The 19,358-nt window shown below is 64.1% G+C and carries 22 protein-coding genes; 14 read left to right on the forward strand and 8 right to left on the reverse strand.

Annotated features, from left to right (window positions below):
• Positions 1–85 precede the first annotated feature (85 nt).
• From IC762_RS23565 to IC762_RS23590, 6 genes are all read left to right on the forward strand, one after another.
• Positions 86–1,120 carry a YihY/virulence factor BrkB family protein gene (locus tag IC762_RS23565; protein ID WP_195784597.1) on the forward strand — a complete coding sequence of 345 codons (1,035 nt, stop codon included), beginning with the start codon at positions 86–88 and terminating at the stop codon, positions 1,118–1,120.
• Between the two features lie 122 nt (positions 1,121–1,242).
• Positions 1,243–1,626 (forward strand): cupin domain-containing protein, encoded by a 384-nt coding sequence (locus IC762_RS23570; protein WP_195784598.1) that lies wholly within the window; start codon positions 1,243–1,245, stop codon positions 1,624–1,626.
• 314 nt (positions 1,627–1,940) lie between these two features.
• Positions 1,941–2,558 (forward strand): 30S ribosomal protein S4, encoded by a 618-nt coding sequence (gene rpsD, locus IC762_RS23575; protein WP_195784599.1) that lies wholly within the window; start codon positions 1,941–1,943, stop codon positions 2,556–2,558.
• Positions 2,559–2,659: 101 nt separating this feature from the next.
• The gene (locus tag IC762_RS23580; protein WP_195784600.1) at positions 2,660–2,887 is read left to right on the forward strand and encodes a hypothetical protein; all 228 of its coding nucleotides are present in this window, start codon (positions 2,660–2,662) and stop codon (positions 2,885–2,887) included.
• Positions 2,884–3,162, forward strand: coding sequence for a type II toxin-antitoxin system RelE/ParE family toxin (locus IC762_RS23585; protein ID WP_349629727.1), 279 nt, complete (start codon positions 2,884–2,886; stop codon positions 3,160–3,162). Before IC762_RS23580 ends, IC762_RS23585 begins: the two co-directional genes overlap by 4 nt.
• 54 nt (positions 3,163–3,216) lie before the next feature.
• Positions 3,217–4,284 (forward strand): threonine aldolase family protein, encoded by a 1,068-nt coding sequence (locus IC762_RS23590; protein ID WP_195784602.1) that lies wholly within the window; start codon positions 3,217–3,219, stop codon positions 4,282–4,284.
• 2 nt (positions 4,285–4,286) lie between these two features.
• On the opposite strand, the gene IC762_RS23595 is transcribed toward IC762_RS23590, so the two are convergent.
• Genes IC762_RS23595 through grxD form a run of 4 tightly spaced genes read right to left on the reverse strand, consistent with a single transcriptional unit; the run spans position 4,287 to position 7,768 of the window.
• On the reverse strand, positions 4,287–5,546 hold the full coding sequence (locus IC762_RS23595) for a serine hydrolase domain-containing protein (RefSeq protein ID WP_195784603.1): 1,260 nt from the start codon (positions 5,544–5,546) through the stop codon (positions 4,287–4,289).
• Between the two features lies 1 nt (position 5,547).
• Positions 5,548–6,828, reverse strand: coding sequence for a serine hydrolase domain-containing protein (locus tag IC762_RS23600; protein ID WP_195784604.1), 1,281 nt, complete (start codon positions 6,826–6,828; stop codon positions 5,548–5,550).
• Positions 6,829–6,873: 45 nt separating this feature from the next.
• A complete protein-coding gene (locus IC762_RS23605; RefSeq protein ID WP_195784605.1) occupies positions 6,874–7,419 on the reverse strand; it encodes an O-acetyl-ADP-ribose deacetylase in 546 nt (181 codons plus the stop codon).
• 16 nt (positions 7,420–7,435) lie between these two features.
• Positions 7,436–7,768 carry a Grx4 family monothiol glutaredoxin gene (grxD, locus tag IC762_RS23610; RefSeq protein WP_195784606.1) on the reverse strand — a complete coding sequence of 111 codons (333 nt, stop codon included), beginning with the start codon at positions 7,766–7,768 and terminating at the stop codon, positions 7,436–7,438.
• Positions 7,769–8,075: 307 nt separating this feature from the next.
• On the opposite strand from grxD, the gene egtB reads away from it, so the two are divergent.
• Genes egtB through IC762_RS23625 form a run of 3 tightly spaced genes read left to right on the forward strand, consistent with a single transcriptional unit; the run spans position 8,076 to position 10,770 of the window.
• Positions 8,076–9,326: an ergothioneine biosynthesis protein EgtB gene (gene egtB, locus IC762_RS23615; RefSeq protein ID WP_195784607.1), complete on the forward strand. Its 1,251-nt coding sequence runs from the start codon at positions 8,076–8,078 to the stop codon at positions 9,324–9,326.
• A gap of 53 nt (positions 9,327–9,379) precedes the next feature.
• Entirely contained in the window at positions 9,380–10,348 is a 969-nt protein-coding gene (gene egtD / locus IC762_RS23620; protein ID WP_195784608.1) for an L-histidine N(alpha)-methyltransferase, read from the forward strand.
• A 29-nt stretch (positions 10,349–10,377) separates the two neighbouring features.
• Positions 10,378–10,770 (forward strand): DUF4345 domain-containing protein, encoded by a 393-nt coding sequence (locus IC762_RS23625; protein ID WP_195784609.1) that lies wholly within the window; start codon positions 10,378–10,380, stop codon positions 10,768–10,770.
• Between the two features lie 4 nt (positions 10,771–10,774).
• Here the strand turns inward: IC762_RS23625 and IC762_RS23630 are convergent, their stop codons facing one another.
• Positions 10,775–11,956, reverse strand: coding sequence for a low temperature requirement protein A (locus IC762_RS23630; protein ID WP_195784610.1), 1,182 nt, complete (start codon positions 11,954–11,956; stop codon positions 10,775–10,777).
• Positions 11,957–11,979: 23 nt separating this feature from the next.
• On the reverse strand, positions 11,980–12,216 hold the full coding sequence (locus IC762_RS23635) for a BolA family protein (protein WP_021077843.1): 237 nt from the start codon (positions 12,214–12,216) through the stop codon (positions 11,980–11,982).
• Between the two features lie 238 nt (positions 12,217–12,454).
• On the opposite strand from IC762_RS23635, the gene IC762_RS23640 reads away from it, so the two are divergent.
• On the forward strand, positions 12,455–12,814 hold the full coding sequence (locus tag IC762_RS23640) for a DUF427 domain-containing protein (RefSeq protein ID WP_195784611.1): 360 nt from the start codon (positions 12,455–12,457) through the stop codon (positions 12,812–12,814).
• Between the two features lie 111 nt (positions 12,815–12,925).
• Here the strand turns inward: IC762_RS23640 and IC762_RS23645 are convergent, their stop codons facing one another.
• Positions 12,926–13,099: a DUF1328 domain-containing protein gene (locus IC762_RS23645; RefSeq protein ID WP_044541507.1), complete on the reverse strand. Its 174-nt coding sequence runs from the start codon at positions 13,097–13,099 to the stop codon at positions 12,926–12,928.
• 188 nt (positions 13,100–13,287) lie between these two features.
• On the opposite strand from IC762_RS23645, the gene IC762_RS23650 reads away from it, so the two are divergent.
• Both IC762_RS23650 and IC762_RS23655 read left to right on the forward strand, forming a co-directional pair.
• On the forward strand, positions 13,288–14,475 hold the full coding sequence (locus IC762_RS23650) for an acyltransferase family protein (protein WP_195784612.1): 1,188 nt from the start codon (positions 13,288–13,290) through the stop codon (positions 14,473–14,475).
• A 135-nt stretch (positions 14,476–14,610) separates the two neighbouring features.
• Positions 14,611–14,868: a GlsB/YeaQ/YmgE family stress response membrane protein gene (locus tag IC762_RS23655; RefSeq protein ID WP_195784613.1), complete on the forward strand. Its 258-nt coding sequence runs from the start codon at positions 14,611–14,613 to the stop codon at positions 14,866–14,868.
• Between the two features lie 45 nt (positions 14,869–14,913).
• Here the strand turns inward: IC762_RS23655 and purL are convergent, their stop codons facing one another.
• Positions 14,914–17,133, reverse strand: a complete 2,220-nt coding sequence (gene purL / locus IC762_RS23660) for a phosphoribosylformylglycinamidine synthase subunit PurL (protein WP_246801186.1) — start codon at positions 17,131–17,133, stop codon at positions 14,914–14,916.
• A 160-nt stretch (positions 17,134–17,293) separates the two neighbouring features.
• On the opposite strand from purL, the gene IC762_RS23665 reads away from it, so the two are divergent.
• Positions 17,294–17,788, forward strand: a complete 495-nt coding sequence (locus IC762_RS23665) for a PaaI family thioesterase (RefSeq protein WP_195784615.1) — start codon at positions 17,294–17,296, stop codon at positions 17,786–17,788.
• Positions 17,789–17,896: 108 nt separating this feature from the next.
• Positions 17,897–19,351: a metallophosphoesterase family protein gene (locus tag IC762_RS23670; protein ID WP_195784616.1), complete on the forward strand. Its 1,455-nt coding sequence runs from the start codon at positions 17,897–17,899 to the stop codon at positions 19,349–19,351.
• Positions 19,352–19,358: the final 7 nt, after the last annotated feature.

The following is a 19,358-nucleotide window of genomic DNA, read 5'->3' on the forward strand; positions in this document are numbered from 1 at the left end:
CACAATGGACCATCCGGAGGCCCGGCTTTCGACAGCCGGGCCTCGATGGCTGATGCCGAGGCTGGGACTCGACACAGGGTTCGCAATGGCCGCGCACCGCAACTGGCCAAACTGGCAAAGCGATCTGGCGCTGCTCGGAGCAGCCGTGCTGACCACAATCGCAATCCACCGGCATTTGACGCAAACGGCGCGAACGGCCGACGCGGGAGAGCGCGGCGAAGCTGCGAGGATCGAAAAGCCCGCCACGATCGCGGCGGTCGGCCATGGGCGCTGGTCGCGCCATCCGTTGCAGATACCGGCGGCGGGCTGGAAGGACATCCTCGTCCGCACCTATCAACAAATCAACGAAGACCGGCTGATCGCAACCGCAGCCGGGATCGTATTCTACGGCCTGCTCGCGATCTTTCCGGCGATCACGGCCCTGGTCTCGAGCTACGGCCTGTTTGCCGATCCATCGACGATTGCAGCCAATCTGCAAAGCCTGGCGCTGATGCTGCCGGATGGCTCGTTCGCCATCGTCCAGGACCAGGTTGCCCGCGTGCTCGCCAAGGGCGCATCCACGCTCGGCCTCAGCTTTGCCGTCGGCCTGTTGATGGCGATCTGGAGTGCCAATGCCGGCATGAAGGCGATCATCGATGCTCTCAATGTCGTCTACGAGGAAAAGGAGAAACGCGGCTTCATCAAGTTGAACCTGATTTCGCTCGCGTTCACGGTCGCGGCGCTCGGAGCTATTCTGGTCATGGTTGGCGCGGTGGTGGTCGTTCCGCTGCTGCTGCAGCAGATCGGCTTGGAGGCACGCGCGGCGCTCATCGTCCAGTTCGGCCGGTGGCCGGTGCTGGCTTTCTTGCTGCTGACGGCGCTGGCGCTGCTCTATCGCTACGGCCCCAGTCGAACGAGGCCGCGCTGGCAGTGGCTCAGCATCGGGGCGATTGCGGCGGCGATCCTGTGGCTGGCCGGTTCGTCACTGCTATCGTGGTATCTGTCGAACTTTGGCGACTACAATGCGACCTACGGTTCGCTCGGTGCGGCCATCGGCCTGATGACCTGGATGTGGATGTCTGCGATCATCGTGCTGTGCGGCGCCGAACTCAATTCCGAGATCGAGCGTCAAACCGTCTGACGACGCACGCGGCCAAGCGCGCGTCTGCATCCGCGACGACGGACTTCCGCGGCAACAAGACCTTCGTCCGGCTTTCCGGCCTCGTCCCACGCTGTTAGTGTTTTGCGGTTGGGAGAAAAAACATGTTCAGAAAATTACTGCTTGGATTGACCGTGGTTGCGTTTGCCGGCGCCGCGTTCGCGCAACAGAGCGGCATCAAGCGGACGCCGCTGCAGAAGGTCGATTTCCCGGCCGGCTACACCACCGTGACGGCGATCGCCGAGGTCGCCGCCGGCGGTTCGTCGGGGCGTCACAGCCATCCGGGCGTCGAAACCGGCTACGTGCTCGACGGCGAGCTCGAACTCGTGATCGATGGCAAGCCGCCGTTGAAGCTGAAAGCGGGCGATTCCTATCAGATCCCGGAGGGCGCGGTGCACGACGCGAAGGCGTCCGGCGACAAGCCGATGAAGGTCCTCGGGGTCTACATCGTCAAGGCCGGCGAGCCGCTGGCCAAGCCCGCGCCCTAGGGAGTGCCAATCGGGCTCCCGTGGGCCACAGAATTGCGCCAGAAGGTCGAAAATGGCCGGTTTTTGTGCCAAATGGGACGAAGAAGCCGGCCGTTTTGTTTGACAGAACGGCGCTTTCTCCTTAAGACCACCCTGCTCGCGGGCCGGTTTCGGCCCGCGATGCGTTTCGCGACCCGTGGTCCTTCCCCGAGCTTTCGAGGTGGATCTGTCGGTACAGGCCTTTGGGCCGGTACACAGGAGGGCGCGTCTCCTCAAACCTGAAACCAGACAAACGCCGCCGCCCGCAGGCTTGCGGCTATGCAACGAGGACCGCGATGACAAAGCGTAGTGAGGCGAAGTACAAGATCGATCGCCGCATGGGCCAGAATATCTGGGGCCGCCCGAAGAGCCCCGTGAACCGCCGGGAATACGGCCCCGGCCAGCACGGCCAACGCCGCAAGGGCAAGCTCTCCGACTTCGGCGTGCAGCTCCGCGCCAAGCAGAAGCTCAAGGGCTACTACGCCAACATTTCCGAGCGCCAGTTCCACGGCATCTATGTCGAGGCCAGCCGCCTCAAGGGCGACACCGGCGAGAACCTGGTCGGCCTGCTGGAGCGCCGTCTCGACACCGTGGTTTATCGTGCCAAGTTCGTCTCCACGATGTTCGCGGCGCGCCAGTTCATCAATCACGGCCACGTCAAGGTGAACGGCCGCAAGGTCAACATCGGCAGCTACAAGGTGAAGGTCGGCGACAGCATCGAGGTCAAGGAAGCCTCCAAGCAGCTCGCCACCGTGCTGGAGGCGAGCCAGCTTCCCGAGCGCGACGTACCCGACTTCATCGAGGTCGATCACGGCAAGATGACCGCGAAGTTCGCACGCATCCCCGGCCTCACCGACGTGCCGTTCCCGGTGCAGATGGAGCCGCATCTGATCGTCGAATTCTATTCGCGCTGATCAGTCCAGCATTGCGATATCCGAAAGGCCCCGGTTTTGCCGGGGCCTTTTTGTTTGGGGAGGAAATGCTAGTATACGGGCCAATGTTGAGAACCTCGCGGATGACCCGGTTACTCGAACAAGCGTTTGATACAGTCTCAAATCTGCCTGACGCGGAACAGGACGAACTCGCGCGAATCCTACTGCAACTGGCTGGCGTCGACCAACCACCGCTTCAGCTAACTGCTGAGGAGGAAGCTGACCTTGCCGAAGCCGATGCCGAGATTGCACGCGGCGAGTTGGCTACGGCTGAAGAAGTCCGCGCGATGTGGGCAAAGCACGGGCTGTGAACGTCCGCTATACCCGCCGTGCACTTGCCCAGATTGATCGGGCGCTTTCCTACATTGAAGAACGATCGCCTCAGGGCGCTGACCGCGTCCGCGACCGTGTCTCGGCACTTGCCGTGTTGCTGCACGATCAGCCCTACGCCGGACGTGCAACAAGTCGCCCAGGTGTCCGCCGGCTCACAGCGACGCCCTACCCCTATCTTATCGATTATCGTGTGACGCCGACCGAGGTCATCATTATGCGGTTTCGTCATGCCGCGCGAAAACCTATAGGCTAGCAGCGAACCTGAGCCGTACGTAGCAACCGCATCGCGGATTGATGAGGAACGTTCATGCACTTCACCCCTGCCCCGCCCGATCCGAAGGCTCCGCCCGTCCGCATCAACTTGTTGTCGGACACCCAGACCAAGCCGACGCCGGCGATGCGCGAGGCGATGGCGAGAGCCGAGGTCGGCGACGAGCAGGTCGGCGACGATCCGACCACCAATGAGCTCAACGCGCGCGTCGCCGCCCTGCTCGGCAAGGAAGCGGCCGTGTTCATGCCGTCGGGCACGATGTGCAACGTCACGGCGACGCTGGCTTATTGCCGGCCCGGCGACGAGATTCTGGCGCATGCGACCGCGCACGTCATCGCGCGCGAAGGCGGCGCGCACGCCGCCCTCGGCGGCTTCCAGATCACGCCGCTCCCCGGCGACGACGGCCAGTTCACGCCGGACACGTTCCGCGCCGCGCTGCATCCGCGCACCCGCTACCAGCCGCAGCAGGTGCTGGTCTCGGTCGAGCAGACCGCCAACATCGGCGGCGGCACGATCTGGAAAAAGGCTGCGCTCGACGAGATCGTGAAGCTCGCCAAGGCCCACAGGCTCGCCACCCACATGGACGGTGCGCGGCTGTTCAACGCCACCGTGGCGTCAGGCATCTCGCCGCGCGACATGACGGCCGGCTGGGATTCCGCCTGGATCGATTTCTCCAAGGGCCTGGGCGCGCCGATCGGCGGCGCGATCGCCGGCACGCGCGCCTTCATCGACGATGTCTGGCGCTGGAAACAGCGGCTCGGCGGCTCGATGCGGCAGTCCGGCGTCGCGGCAGCCGCTTGCATCTACGCGCTCGACCATCACGTCGACCGCCTCGCCGACGACCACGCCAATGCACGGGCGCTGGCGCGCGGCCTGTCGCAGATCGACGGCATCGTCGTGCAAGCGCCCGAGACCAACCTCGTGTTCTTCAAGCCGGACGGCGCCGGCGTCTCCGGCGACAAGATGGTCGCCGAGTTGCGCAAGCGCGGCGTGACGCTGGCGATGATGGACGGCAGGATCAGGGCCTGCACCCATCTCGACGTGACGGCCGCAATGATCGAGGAGACGATCGGCCACGTCAGGGACATCGTACGCGGGGCGTAGACCTACCGCCCCATCGCCCGATAGATCAGCGTCTTCAGTTCCTCCTGGATCCGACCGCGCTGCGTCGGCGTCTGCATCATCAAGATCCCGAACAGATCATCCTCGGGATCGATGAAGAAGAAGGTGCCGCCGACGCCGTCCCAGCGATATTCGCCCAGCGGCCACGACGTGTTAGTTGGTACCGAGGTGCGCACCGCAAAGCCGAGGCCAAACCCGGAGTTCGGTCCGGGATAATAGTTCTTGTCGCGGACCACGCCGGTTTCGGGGCCGATATGGTCGGAGGCCATCAGGGCGATGGTCTTCGCCTTCAGATAGCGGCGGCCTTCATAGGTCCCGCCGTTCAACAGCATCTGCGAAAACCGCGCGTAATCGCCGACGGTGCCGACCATGCCGCCGCCGCCGGATTCCCAGCGCAGCTTCTGCTTGATATCGCGCACTTCGGCGACCGGGCTGATGACGCGATCCTTCGGCATCGGCTCGGCGATCAGCTTCCATTTCGCCTTGTCAGCGACATAGAATTCCGTCTCATTCATCTTGAGCGGGACAAGGAGCCGCTCCTTCTCGAACTCAAACAGCGTCTTTCCCGTGATCACTTCGATGATGCGGCCGAGCACGTCGGTGGAGTGGCCGTAGTCCCATTGCGTGCCGGGCTGCTCGGCGAGCGGCAGCGCGGTCAGCCGCGATACCAAATCTGCATTGGAGGGGTCGTTGTTGAACAGGCCGGCATCGGCATAATCCTTGTTGACGATGCCGCCGCCGTAATAGCCGTAAGGCAGGCCCGCGGTGTGGCGCATCAGGTCCTCGATGGTCACCGGCCGCTTGAGCGGCTCCAGCGTCATCGTCTTCTTGCCGTCCTCACCCACCTTCTCGACGCCGACTTTCATGTCGACGAAGGCCGGAATGTATTTCGAGACCGGATCGTTGAGCGCGAGCTTGCCCTCCTCGACCAGCATCATCGCCGTCACCGTGGTGATCGGCTTCGACATCGAATAGAGGCGGAAGATGGTGTCTGCGCTCATCGAGAGTTCAGTAGCGATATCGCGAACGCCGAAATTCTCGTAATAGACCGGCTTGCCGTGCTGCTGCAGCAGCAGGATCGCGCCCGGGATCTTGCCGGTCGCGATCTCGTTCCTGATGTAGTCGGACACCTTCGCCAGCCCCTCCGGAGAGAAGCTGTGCGCAGGTCCTTCCGAGCCCGCTTGCGCGGCGGTCCCGCCGATCAGCAGCATGCATGCCGCGACGAGCGCGCGGCATCCACGCATCTCAATTCTCCATGGATTCATAGACGAGCTGCTTCAGCGTGCGCTGGATGCGCTGGCGTTCGGTCGGCGTCTGCTCGAGCAGGACGAAGAACATGTCCTGCTTGCGGTCGATCACGAAATAGCAGCCGCTGGCGCCATCCCACTTGAGTTCTCCGAGGTCGCCGGGCGGCGGCGGTTTGGCATTGCCGGGATCGGTGCGCACCGCGAGCCCGAGGCCGAAGCCGAAGCCGTCGCCGGGGAAATAGAAATAGTCGCGCTGCACGCCGGAGCTGGGGCCGACGTGATCGGTCGTCATTTCCTTGAAGGTCTCCGGTTTCAAAATGGTCTTGCCGTCGAACGTGCCGCCATTGAGCAGCATCTGCGCGAAGCGTGAATAATCGGCCATGGTCGAGACCATGCCGCCGGAGGCAGATTCCCATTTCTTGACCTTGGTCGGATCGTTGATCCGGCCGACCCTGAAATCGCTGTCGTTCGGCAGCGGCTCGGCCATCAGCTTCTGCTTCTCGGGGTCGGTGACGAAGAAGCCGGTGTCCTTCATGCCGAGCGGACCGAGCAGCCTTTCGCGCTCGATCTGCGAAAGCTTCTCGCCGGTCGCGACTTCCATCACGCGGGCCAGGATGTCGGTGGAATGGCCGTATTGCCAGAGCCCGCCAGGCTGGTTGTGCAGCGGCAGCTTGGCGATCCGCTCGGCGAACTCGGCGAGGTCGAAATCGCCGGCATAGATGTTGGCCTCGCGATAGGCCTTGCGGACCAGGCTGTCGCCATAGAAGCCGTAAGTGATGCCCGACGTGTGCGTCATCAGATCGAGGATCGTCATCGGCCGGTTCGGCGGCACCAACTCGAGCGTCTTGGTGCCGTCGTCGGCCTTCTTCTCGACGCCGACCTTCACATTGGCAAAGGACGGGATGTACTTCGCAACGGGATCGTCGAGTTTGTACTTGCCTTCCTGCAGCAGCTGCATCGAGACCACGGCAGTGATCGCCTTGCTCATCGAGAACAGCCGGAAGATGGTCTGGTCCGTAATCGGCGCCTTGCTGACCACGTCCTGCACGCCGAAGGATTCGTGGTAGACCGGCTTGCCGTGCTGCTGGATGAGGACGATCGCGCCGGGGATCTTGCCGGTGGCGACCTCGTTCTTGAAGAACTCGCCGATCTTGGCGAGCTTGTCCTGGTTGAAATGCGCGCCCGCCGGGATCTCGTAGGTACCCTCGGCACGCGCCAGTGGCGCCGCCAACAGCGCCACGCCGGCGGCGGCCACACGCAACAATCGCAATGAACTCATTCAATCTCTCCCCGGATATCACGGGGAAGTGTAGCGGCCGTGGCATCAGGCACAAGGGCTGCCAAAGTGGGCCAAGGCGGCCTCATGCAACTGGGCGCTTGCGGGTGAGAAGCAGCAGAAGATGACACGGGTCACACCAGACGCCGCGCCCAAGGCATCGACCACTGTCTCGATGGCGATGCCGGCAGCGCGGTCCGGTGGAAAGTGATAGACGCCGGTCGAAATGGCCGGAAAGGCGACCGAGCGAAGACTATTGGACTGGCACAACTCGACGGCGCGGCGATAGCAGGACGCGAGCAGCGCATCCTCGTTCTGGGTGCCGCCGTGCCAGATCGGACCGACGGCATGGATCACGTGTTTTGCAGGAAGCTGGTATCCGCCGGTGATCTTGGCGTCGCCGGTCTTGCAGCCATGGAGCGTACGGCACTCGGCGAGCAGCTCGGGACCTGCGGCGCGATGGATCGCGCCGTCGACGCCGCCACCGCCCAGCAGGCACGAATTGGCCGCGTTGACGATCGCATCAACGCGCAGCGTGGTGATGTCGGCGACGATGACTTCGAGCCGCGCCTTGCCGAGCTGGCGTGCGGCCACGATCGAGCCGCCAGGATCAGGCGGCAACGTCGACCGGGATGCCCTTGTCGGCGAACAGCTGCTGCAATTCACCGGCCTGGAACATCTCGCGGATGATGTCGCAGCCGCCGACGAACTCGCCCTTCACATAGAGCTGCGGAATCGTCGGCCAGTTCGAATAGACCTTGATGCCGTTGCGCAGTTCGGCGGACTCGAGAACGTTGAGGCCCTTGTAGCCGACACCGATGTGATCGAGGATCTGCACGACCTGGCCGGAAAACCCGCACTGCGGGAATTGCGGCGTGCCCTTCATGAACAGCACGACGTCGTTCGACTTCACTTCGGTGTCGATGAATTGCTCGATGCTCATTTTCGCTTCCTTGTTCGGGCGGCGCTCTCGGGCCTTGCTCAATCCTTGGCAGGCCGGCCCACCCTTCTAACCCGTGACTGTCCATATATGTAACTCAAACCATTGTGCATCCAAAGCAAAATGGCGGAAATCTGGCATGCGGCGGAAGCCGGGCGGCCTCTCCTTGAAAGGATGACCATCATCCCAAGCCCGTAATATCACGGCGGAGGAGGTCTTTTTTCCTGTAACGCAACCCCTATCTAGGACGAACTGTCCGTCTGGAACCAGTCTGCCGAAGCAACGTTCTCCCCTCGAACCGGAGACCATCGTGACGAAACCAGCCTCTGCCGCGGCGATTTCCACCGCCTCCCCGTCGCAGTCGTCCGAATCCGGGTCGCTGGCCCAGCGGCTGGTGGAAGCCTATCGCGCCGTCCGCGACGAGACCGAGCGCCGTGCGGCGCCGCTGTCCGCCGAGGACCAGCTGATCCAGTCGATGCCGGATGCGAGCCCGGCCAAGTGGCACCGCGCCCATACCACCTGGTTCTTCGAGCAGTTTCTGCTCGGCCAGCATGTCCCCGGCTACACGCCATTCCATCCCGACTACGCCTATCTGTTCAATTCCTATTACGTCAGCGCCGGCCCCCGGCATGCGCGCGCCCAACGCGGCCATCTGAGCCGCCCGACCGCTGACGAGGTCACGACCTATCGCCGCCACGTCGACGCCGAGGTCGTGAAATTCTTCCATATCGCAGGCGAGGACACGCTCACGGCGCTGGCGCCGCTGGTCGAGGTCGGCCTCAATCACGAGCAGCAGCATCAGGAGCTGATGTTCACCGACATCCTGCATGCATTCGCGCAGAACCCGATTCCGCCGGCCTACGATCCGGCCTGGCGCTTCCCGGCGGCAAGCCGCAGCGCGCAGCAATGGGTGACGCTGAACGAAGGCATCCACACCGTCGGCCACGCCGACGACAGCTTCCATTTCGACAATGAGAAGCCCGCGCATCGCGCTTTGGTCGGCCCGGTCAAGCTGGCGAAAAACCTCGTCACCAACGCCGAATGGCTCGCCTTCATCAAGGACGGCGGCTACGCCACGGCCACGCTTTGGCTGATGGACGGCTTCGCCGCCGTGAGCAACGAAGGCTGGCAGGCGCCCGGCCACTGGCGCGAGGTCGACGGCGAATGGAAGATCATGACGCTGGGCGGCCTGCAGCCGATCGATCCGGACGCCCCGGTCTGCCACGTCAGCTACTATGAGGCTGATGCGTTCGCGCGTTGGGCCGGCAAACATCTGCCGACCGAGATGGAATGGGAGGTCGCGGCGCGCGCCGGCATGCTCGACGACGCCTATGGCATCGTCTGGCAGTGGACCCGGAGCGCCTATTCCCCCTATCCGGGCTATCGCGCGATCGAAGGCGCGCTCGGCGAATACAACGGAAAATTCATGGTGAATCAGCTGGTGCTGCGCGGCTCGTCGCTGGCGACGCCGCAAGGTCACAGCCGCGTCACCTATCGCAACTTCTTCTATCCGCACCATCGCTGGCAATTCACGGGGTTACGCCTCGCCGACTACGCCTGATTGATCACTGTCGACATCAATAGCGCGCCGGTAAGCGCGTTCAGGAGAGTATCATGAATGTGCATGCGGCCGCTTTGGCCAAAGCGTATCCGTTCAACGAGGCGACCGCGGCGTTCGCCGGCGACGTGATCGGCGACCTCGCCCGCCATCCGAAACGGCTGTCGCCAAAGTATTTCTACGACGCCACCGGGTCGGAGCTGTTCGAGCAGATCACGGTGCTGCCGGAATATTATCCGACCCGTACCGAGCTCGGCATCCTGCGCGACCGCGGCGACGAGATCGCTGCGATCATCCCCAATGGCGCGGCGCTGGTCGAGTTCGGCGCCGGCGCCACCACCAAGGTGCGGCTCTTGCTCGAGCACTGCGAGTTCGACGCCTATGTCCCGGTCGATATCTCCGGCGACTTCCTCAAAGCCCAGGCCGAGGGCCTGCGGCGTGATTTCCCGGATCTCGGCATCTATCCGGTCGCGGCCGACTTCACCGCGCCGTTCGCGCTGCCCGAGGCTGTTACCGGCATGCCGAAGGTCGGCTTCTTCCCCGGCTCGACGCTCGGCAATTTCGAACCCACCGAGGCCGCCGCCTTCCTGCGCAGCGCCCACAGGATTCTGGGCCGCGGCGCCCAGATGATCATCGGCGTCGACCTCGAGAAGGACGAGCGCCTGCTGTACGACGCCTATAACGACGCAGCCGGCGTCACCGCGCGCTTCAACCTCAATGTGCTTCATCGCATCAACCGCGAACTCGGCGGCAATTTCGACCTGTCGGGCTTCACACACCGCTCGATCTACAACCGCGACCGCCATCGCATCGAGATGCACCTGATCAGCCGCAAGGCGCAGACCGTGCGCATCCTCGGCAACACCTTCTCGTTCCGCCCCGGCGAAAGCATTCACACCGAGAACAGCTACAAATACTCGCTCGAGCGCTTCACCGCACTCGCCCGCAGCGCCGGCTGGACGGTGCGGGAAAGCTGGACCGACGCCGACGGAATGTTCTCGGTGCACGCGCTGGTGGCGGAATAGTCCAGGCCGACCGAAACGGAGCAACCAACATGGGCAGGCGGCCGCTGCAAATCGCGTCCGCCCTGCTCGCGCTGGTGCCGATCGTGACCGGCCTGATCACCATGCTCGGGATCAGCGATCCCCTCTACGCATCGTCAGGCGTACCGGCATTGCCGGTGCTCGACAGCAATCTCCGGTTCTTCGGCGGGGTGTGGCTCGGCCTCGGCCTTGCGCTGCTCTGGCTGGTGCCGCGCATCGAAAGCGAGACCGTGCTGTTCCGCGTGATCTGGGGTGGCATCTTTGTCGGCGGCTTCGGCAGGCTGCTGTCGATCCTGGTGGTCGGCGCGCCGCCAATTCCGTTCATCGGCTTCACGGCGCTCGAATTGATCGGCGCGCCGCTGTTCGTCTGGTGGCAGCATCGGGTAGCGACCAGCCGACCGTGATGCGCTACGCCTCCGCCGCCGTTCCCCGCAGCGAGATCGATTCCCAGGCCGCGACCACGATCATGATCGCGGTGGTGACGATCGAGAGCAACAGCGGCGACATCTCGCTTGCAAAATAGGCCGTGATCGCGAGTGCGATGATGCCGACGCCGTGCGACAGCTGAAGGAAATTGCGCACCACGTGCTTGAACAGGATGGTGCCGACCAGGAACAGCAAGGGACCGCCGACCGAGCTCACGATGGTCTTGAGATCGGAATGCCCACCCGGGTGCTTCAGCACCAGCTCGTCGGCCACCGCGGTCAGGATGATGCCGCCGACGATCGGCATGTGCAGATAGGTGTAGGCGATCCGCGCCACCCGGCCGGATTGCTCGGATTTGGAGATCATCTCCGAGCCGGCCTCGGCGCCCTTGTGGAAATAGATCCACCACATCGCGATGCTGCCGGCCAGCGCCGAGACGAAGGCGGTGACATTCTCCGGGGTCCAGCTCAGCTCGGCAAAGGTCGCGCCGTCGACGACGATGGCCTCGCCGAGTGCGATGATGATGAATCCCGAGCAGCGCTCGGCCATGTGGCCGCCCTCGACGGCCCAGGCCTCCATCGAGGACGGGCCGAGCCGCGGCGTCCAGAACCGCGCCGCCGGCGCGACATATTCGATCGTCAGCGCCGCGATCCAGAGCGCGAGCCGCGTCTCGTGGTCGGCGAGGCCGCCGAGAATCCAGAGCACCGCCGAGCAGGACAGCCAGGTCAGGATCCGGATCGCGTTGTGACGCACCGCGGTCCGCTGCCGCGGCGTCACCAGCAGCCAGAACAGGGTGCGGCCGACCTGCATCGCCGCGTAAGCCACGGCAAACCACAGCCCGCGCCCCTCGAATGCCGTCGGGATCGAGGTCGACAGCACGAGCCCGCCCAGCATCAACACGAACAGCAGAATGCGGACCGGCGTCAGCTCGGGATCAAGCCAGTTGGTGACCCAGGTGGTGTAGACCCACACCCACCAGACCGCGAGAAACAGCAGCGTGACCTCGAGCGCGCCAAGCGGGGTGAAATGGTGCAGCAGCGTGTGCGACAGCTGCGTGACGGCAAAGACGAAGACGAGGTCGAACAGCAGCTCGGCATTGGTGACGCGGCTGTGCTTGTCCGGCTCGATGACGCGAAACATCGCACCGCGCGGATTGTCCGCCATCGCTACCGCCCCGCCGCCGGGGCCTAGCCTTCGGGCACCCCGGTCTGCAGCGCCAGCGCGTGCAGCACGCCGCCCATCTGGCCCTTCAGCGACTGGTAGACGATCTGGTGCTGCTGGACGCGGGACTTGCCGCGGAAGGATTCCGACACGACAGTGGCCGCATAGTGGTCGCCATCGCCGGCCAGATCTCGGATCGTCACCTCGGCGTCCGGGATCGCGGCCTTGATCATCGATTCGATATCACGGGCGTCCATCGGCATCCCAGTCAACCTCCATCAAGGCATTCTCATCCAGGCCGGCTCGCCGCCGGCCATTTGAATCGAGGCCGGCTCGCGCCGTGCGAATCAGGGCCGCTCGCGCCGCCGTGATCGCCAAACCTAGCGCCAGTGCTCTTCTAGGTCATCCCGGTCGACACTATATGCCCATTCCCAGCGATTTAAACCTGCATCAATCGGTCACAAGCCATCACGCCGAAATGACCAGAAAAGGCTCGGAATTATGAAGCTCCCCGGCCCCGACCATCCGATCACGATCACCCTTAACCCGAAACGCATCCGCGTCACCGCCGACGGCGTCGTCATCGCCGAGACGACCCACGCGCTGACCCTGAAGGAGGCGAGCTATCCGGCCGTGCAATACGTCCCGCGCCAGGATGCCAACATGGAGCTGATGTCCCGCACCGAGCGGACCACGCACTGCCCCTACAAGGGCGATGCCAGCTATTTCAGCATCAAGGCCAACGGCAAGACGCTCGACAATGCGATCTGGACCTATGAGGAGCCCTTCCCGGCGATGACCGAAATCGCAGGTCACCTGGCGTTCTATCCGGACAAGGTGAAGATCGAGGAAGTGGCCTAGGCGATCTCACCAACCTTCCAAGTCGCCCCGTTCTCGAGCCGCAACATGTCAATGCCCGGATCAGCCCGGGCATGACAATGGCGGTGTTCGGCGAAATCCGGCTTGGCCTCGCTACGCTCTGAATATCGTGAGCCCGAGGATCAGCAGGACCAGGAAGATCACCACGAAGACGTAGAACAGGAAGCGCGCGATGTCGGCGGATGCGGCTGAAATGCCGGTGAAGCCGAGCAGGCCCGCGATGATCGAGACCACGAGGAAGATCAGCGCCCATTTCAGAATCGTCATTGCCAACTCCTCAGCACCGCGCAGCCGCGCGACCACCAGCTTCAACGCCCGCTACCGAACACAGTTCCAAAAACGAAACAGAAGCGCAGATGACGACCGACCTCGACGCCGAAGAATCGAGGCAATTGGGCCTTGCTGAATCCGGTTCCCGATTGCAACATCCCGCCACACAACGCCCCGGGGACACCATGAAATCCGTCGCACACGTAGCTCCGCCGCACGTGGACATCCACGCGACGCCGAAGGCGCGTTCGCGCAACCTCGCGCTGGATCGCGCGCGCACCTTCCTGACGCTGGTCGTGCTGCTGCATCACGCGGTGATCCCCTACACCCATTTCGGCCACACCGACCCGACCTCGTGGATCGGCTTCGACTGCGTCGTGCTCGCCACCGACAGCTTCTTCATGGCGATGTTCTTCTTCCTGTCGGGGCTGTTCGTGTGGTCCGGCCTCGGCCACAAGGCGCTGCCCGTCTTCCTGCGCGATCGGCTGATCAGGCTCGGGCTGCCGTTTGTGATCTGCGCGCTGACCGTGATCCCGATCGCCTATTACGCGCTCGCGCTGCGCGAGACGCCGGGGCTGGGCTTCTCCGAATTCTGGCGGAAGACCGTCACCGTCGGGCCGTGGCCGAGCGGCCCGGTCTGGTTCGTCTGGGTGCTGCTCGTTTTCGACGTCACCGCGAGCCTGCTCTATCGGGTGTCGCCGAAACTGCTCGATCCGATCAACCGGCTGTCGCTGAAAGGATTTGAGAGGCCCTCGAAGTTCTGGCTGCTGCTCGTCCTGGTCAGCGCCCTCGTCTATCTGCCGATGCTGCTGTTCTACGGCCAGAACTACTGGTTCGAGTTCGGCCCGTTCTCGGTGCAGGCGAGCCGCGTGTTGCTCTATGCGTCGTATTTCTTCATCGGCGCCGGCATCGGCGCGGCAAACTTCGAGGACGGCGTGCTCAGCGCGCACGGGCGGCTGACCGAGCGGCGCTGGTTCTGGACCTTCATCACGCTGGTCCCCTACGCCGGGATGTGGATGATGATCTACATCAAGCGCGCCGTGATCGGGAATCCCAACCCGCTGCCGTCCTGGTATCTCGCGCTCTACGGCAGCTTCTTCGTGCTGTTCAGCGCCTCGATCCTGTTCGCGATCCTGGCTTATTTCCTGCAATCCAAGGCGCCGGGCCCGACCCTGCTCGACCGCATGCAGACCGACGCCTACGGCATGTTCCTGGTGCACTATCCGATCGTGCTGTGGCTGCAATATTGGCTGCTCGAGTTCGAGCTGCCGGCGATCGCCAAGGCCGCGATCGCCTTCTTCGCCACGGTCGCGCTGAGCTGGGCCGCCACCGCCGTGCTGCGCCTGATCCCCGGCTCCAAGCACGTGCTGTAGACGGCAGCGATCTCGCCACGGGCGGCTGGCAGATCGACGGCGCAGCGGCAATCTGCGCACAAGTGCCGATTGACACATGCCTGCGGGTGATTCTCGGTTATGCTGGCCGCCCTGATTGACCCTAGGGAGCCTCAGATGAACGACCCTCAAATTGGATGGATCGCCGCGATCATCGTCGGTGGATTGGCCGGCTGGCTGGCCGAGATGTTCATGAAGTCCGGCACCGGAATTCTGATGAACATCATCCTCGGCATCGTCGGCGCGGCGCTGGCGAACTGGCTGCTGGCCCTGATCGGCGTGTCGCTCGGCGGCGGCTGGATCGGATATCTCGTCACCGGCTTCATCGGCGCCTGCGTCATCATCTTCCTGTGGCGCGCGATTCGCGGCAGGTAGCGCGGTCGCATTCGCTTCTACCCGACGCCGCCTGATCCGCCCGGATCAGGCGGCGGCGCCGCGCATATAGTTGGGCAGCCAGTGCTCGAAGGCGCGCGACAAATCGTCGACTGAAACCGGCGGCTCGCCGGCCACCGCGATGGCGTCACCGCCCGTGGTGCCGATCCGCGCGCAGGGCACGCCGGCGCCCTTCATTTTGGCCAGCACGAGGCCGGCCTCGGCCGCCGGCACGGTAACGACATAGCGGGCCTGGTCCTCGCCGAACCAATAGGCATGCGGCACGATCGAGGACGGCGCAGCCAGCAGCTGCGCGCCGATGCCGCTTGCGATCGCCATCTCGGCGAGCGCGATCAGAAGGCCGCCGTCGGAGATATCATGCACCGCGGTTGCCGTGCCGGCGTGGATCATGCCGCGGACGACGTCGCCATTGCGCTTCTCGGTTGCGAGATCGACCGGCGGCGGCGCGCCCTCCTCGCGACCACAGACGTCGCGCAGATAGACCGACTGGCCGAGCCAGCCCTGGGTGTCGCCGATCAAGAGGATCGCCTCGCCCGCCGCCTTGAACGCCAGCGTCGCCGACTTGGTGAAATCGTCGAGCAGGCCGACGCCGCCGATCGAGGGCGTCGGCAGGATGCCGCGGCCGTTGGTCTCGTTGTAGAGCGAGACGTTGCCGGAGACGACCGGGAAGTCGAGCGCGCGGCAGGCCTCCGAGATGCCCTTCAGGCAGCCGACGAACTGGCCCATGATCTCGGGGCGCTCGGGGTTGCCGAAATTGAGATTGTCGGTGATCGCGAGCGGCCGGCCGCCGACCGCGGTGATGTTGCGCCAGGCTTCGGCCACCGCCTGCTTGCCGCCCTCGAACGGATCGGCCTCGCAATAGCGCGGCGTGACGTCGACAGTGAGTGCCAGCCCCTTCGGCCCATCCTCGATGCGGACGACCGCGGCATCGCCGCCGGGCCGCTGCACGGTATTGCCGAGGATGACGTGGTCGTATTGCTCCCACACCCAGCGCTTCGAGCCCAATTCGGGCGTGCCGATCAGCTTCGTCAGCGCCTCAGCGATGCCGAGCGGCGGCTTGACGTCCTGCGCACGGATCACCGGCATTGCGTTCGAGGCGACATGCGGACGGTCATAGACCGGCGCCTCGTCGCCGAGCTCCTTGATCGGCAGATCGGCCATCACGTCGCCGCCATGCTTGACGACGAAGCGCTTGCTCGGCGTGGTGTAGCCGACGATGGCGAAATCGAGCCCCCATTTGCGGAAAATCGCCTCGGCCTGCTTCTCCTTCTCGGGCTTGAGCACCATGAGCATGCGCTCCTGGCTCTCCGAGAGCATCATCTCGTAGGCGCTCATGCCGGTCTCGCGGGTCGGCACCGCGTCGAGATCGAGGTCGACGCCGAGGTCGCCCTTGGCGCCCATCTCGACCGCCGAACAGGTCAGCCCCGCCGCGCCCATGTCCTGGATCGCGACCACGCAATCGGCCGCCATGATCTCGAGGCAGGCTTCGAGCAAGAGCTTCTCGGCGAAGGGATCGCCGACCTGCACGGTCGGGCGCTTCTCCTCGGATGCGTCATCGAATTCGGCCGACGCCATCGAGGCGCCATGGATGCCGTCGCGGCCGGTCTTGGAGCCGAGATAGACGATCGGCATGTTCACGCCGGAGGCCGCCGCATAGAAGATCTTGTCGGCGTCGGCGAGGCCGACCGCCATCGCATTGACCAGGATGTTGCCGTCATAGCGGGTGTGGAAGCGCACCTGGCCGCCGACCGTCGGCACGCCGAACGAATTGCCATAGCCGCCGACGCCGGCGACCACGCCGGACACCAGGTGACGCGTTCTGGGATGCTCCGGCGCGCCGAAGGAGAGCGCATTCAGGCAGGCGATCGGCCGCGCGCCCATCGTGAACACGTCGCGCAAGATGCCGCCGACGCCGGTGGTCGCACCCTGGTAGGGCTCGATGTAGCTCGGATGGTTGTGGCTCTCCATCTTGAAGACCACGGCCTGGCCGTCGCCGATATCGATCACGCCGGCATTCTCGCCCGGCCCCTGGATCACCCAGGGCGCCTTGGTCGGCAGGCCGCGCAGATGGATGCGGGAGGATTTGTACGAGCAGTGTTCGTTCCACATCGCCGAGAAGATGCCGAGCTCGGTGAAGGTCGGCACCCGCCCGATCAGCTTGAGGATGCGCTCATACTCGTCCGGCTTCAGCCCGTGGGCGGCGACCAGTTCGGGGGTGATCTTGGGCTCGTTCTTGGACGCGTTCATGGGTCCCTTCATAGGTAGATCGAACGGCGGCGAAAAGGCCTTTTAGGGGGCATTTTGCCCCTGTCCAGAGCTTTGCGGCAGCCAGCAGGGCCTGAGCATTTGCACAATTGGGATGGATCGGATTTAAGGATCGGAACCCGACAATTGAAGGCCATTTTTCGTGAACGAGCTCGCCGAGAACGCACTCAAGACCGCATTCAATCTCCGCCCCGATCTGCACGTCGAAACCGAGGGCGAATTCGCCGGCTGGCGCACCTGGAGCCGCGACAATTTCGAGACCCATACCGGTCCGTTCTACCACCGGATGGACGAGAACGGCCGCATCGCCTGCGCCTTCCGGGTCGCCAGCAAGCACCTCAACGGCTCCGGCAACGTCCATGGCGGCTGCTTCATGACCTTTGCCGATTACTGCCTGTTCGCGCTGGCAGGTCCGGTGCTGCAGGCTCCGGGCGTCACGGTGTCGTTCGCCTCGGAATTCCTCGACGCGGCCCGCGAGGGCGATTTGGTCGAATGCACCGGCGAGGTCACCCGCGCCGGCATGTCGCTGATCTTCGTCCGCGGCATGCTGACGTCGGGCACGCGGCCGCTGTTCACCTTCTCCGGCACCATCAAGCGTGTCAGGCGCAAGCCTCCAGCCGCGACCGGCGCCGGCTAGCCGGCCCGCCACGTCCCCCGGAGAGGCGGCGGCGCTTCGCTACCCCTGGTTGCGCGATGCGCTGCGATCCCTGTAAGCTGGCCGATCGCCGGACGAGAGGAGGATTTCATGCGCGTGCAGCAGCCAGTTCGGGACCGCAATCTGTCGCTGTGGCAATCAGCCGTTCGGCAAACGCTGCTCAATCGCAGCGACCTCTCCGCCGCCGACAAGCAGGCGGCGGAATACGGCACATCACTGCGCGCGCAGTCGGCGCAACCCGGCAGCAATACCCCTCTCCCCGATCCGACCCCGCAGCCGCAAGCCGCAGTTCAGCCGCAGATGGGATCGCCGGCCAATATCGCCCACGGCTCCAAGGCGGCGTTCGATGCCCTGAAGGCGCATCAGACCAACGACAGTTCGAGCCTGGGCGGCCTCTTCGCCGCGTTGCACGACCTGGTGATGAAATATTCGAGCTGGGATATCGCGGGCTGGGTGCAGTGCGGTTGGTATTACACCAAGTACTACGTGCTGGCCCACCTGCAGCCGACCTATCAGGACTGGCAGGAGCACGCGCCCGCCGATATCAATTTCGGCGTCATCGACTACCGCCTGCCGAAGAACAGCCGGGTCCTGATCATCGGCGACTGGGGCACCCACATGCCCGACAACGCAGCGCTGCTGCGCCAGGCACTGAGGAAGTTTCCCCCCGACGTCATCATCCATCTCGGCGACGTCTATTATTCCGGCACGATCGAGGAATGCACCGCGAACGTCCTCGACGTGCTCGACAACATCATCGCCGACGTGAAGCCGAAGAAGCGTCCCGCCTTCTTCGCCATTCCCGGCAATCACGACTATTACTCTGGCGGCGCCGGCTTCTACCGGACGATCGGCAAGGTCAATTCGGGGATTGCCGGCTGCACCCAGCAGGCGAGCTATTTCTGCCTGCGCAGCGAGGACGACAAGTGGCAGTTCCTCGGCATGGACACCGGCTACGGCGACCGGAACCCCGTCGACAAGCAGGCACCCGCATTGCACATCCACGAAACAGCCTGGCATCACGACAAGTTGGAAAATTTCAAGGGAACCACGGTGCTGCTGTCACATCACCAACTGGTCTCGGCCAAGGAAGACCTCAATGGCGGGACACGGCCCTACCTCAACGAGGACCTCTACAAGGACTTCAAGAGCTATTTCGATCGTATCGCCGTCTGGTATTGGGGACACGAGCACAACTTCATCATGTTCGAGAACGATCTGAAGATCGGCAGCGGAGATTTACCCTTGAAGCGGGGACGTCTGCTCGGCTGCAGCGCCTATGAGGAGGCGGTGGACCAAAATCCCTATGCGATCAAACATCCCGAGGTGCGGTTCTCCAACGACGGCCATCTCGCTGCTTCGAAATTCCGGACCGATTCGCAGAACTTCTTCAACCACGCCTTCGCGGTCCTCGACATCGCCCCCGACAAGATCACCGCGAGCTACTATGAATACCCAAGCTGGGGAGCCGGCAATGCGCCGGCGCGCGATCCGGCGATCGGGCGGCTCTTGTTTCAGGAGCACATCGCCCCGTCGTTAAGCTGACGCTTGG

The sequence above is a fragment of the Bradyrhizobium genosp. L genome (assembly GCF_015624485.1).
Taxonomy (GTDB): domain Bacteria; phylum Pseudomonadota; class Alphaproteobacteria; order Rhizobiales; family Xanthobacteraceae; genus Bradyrhizobium.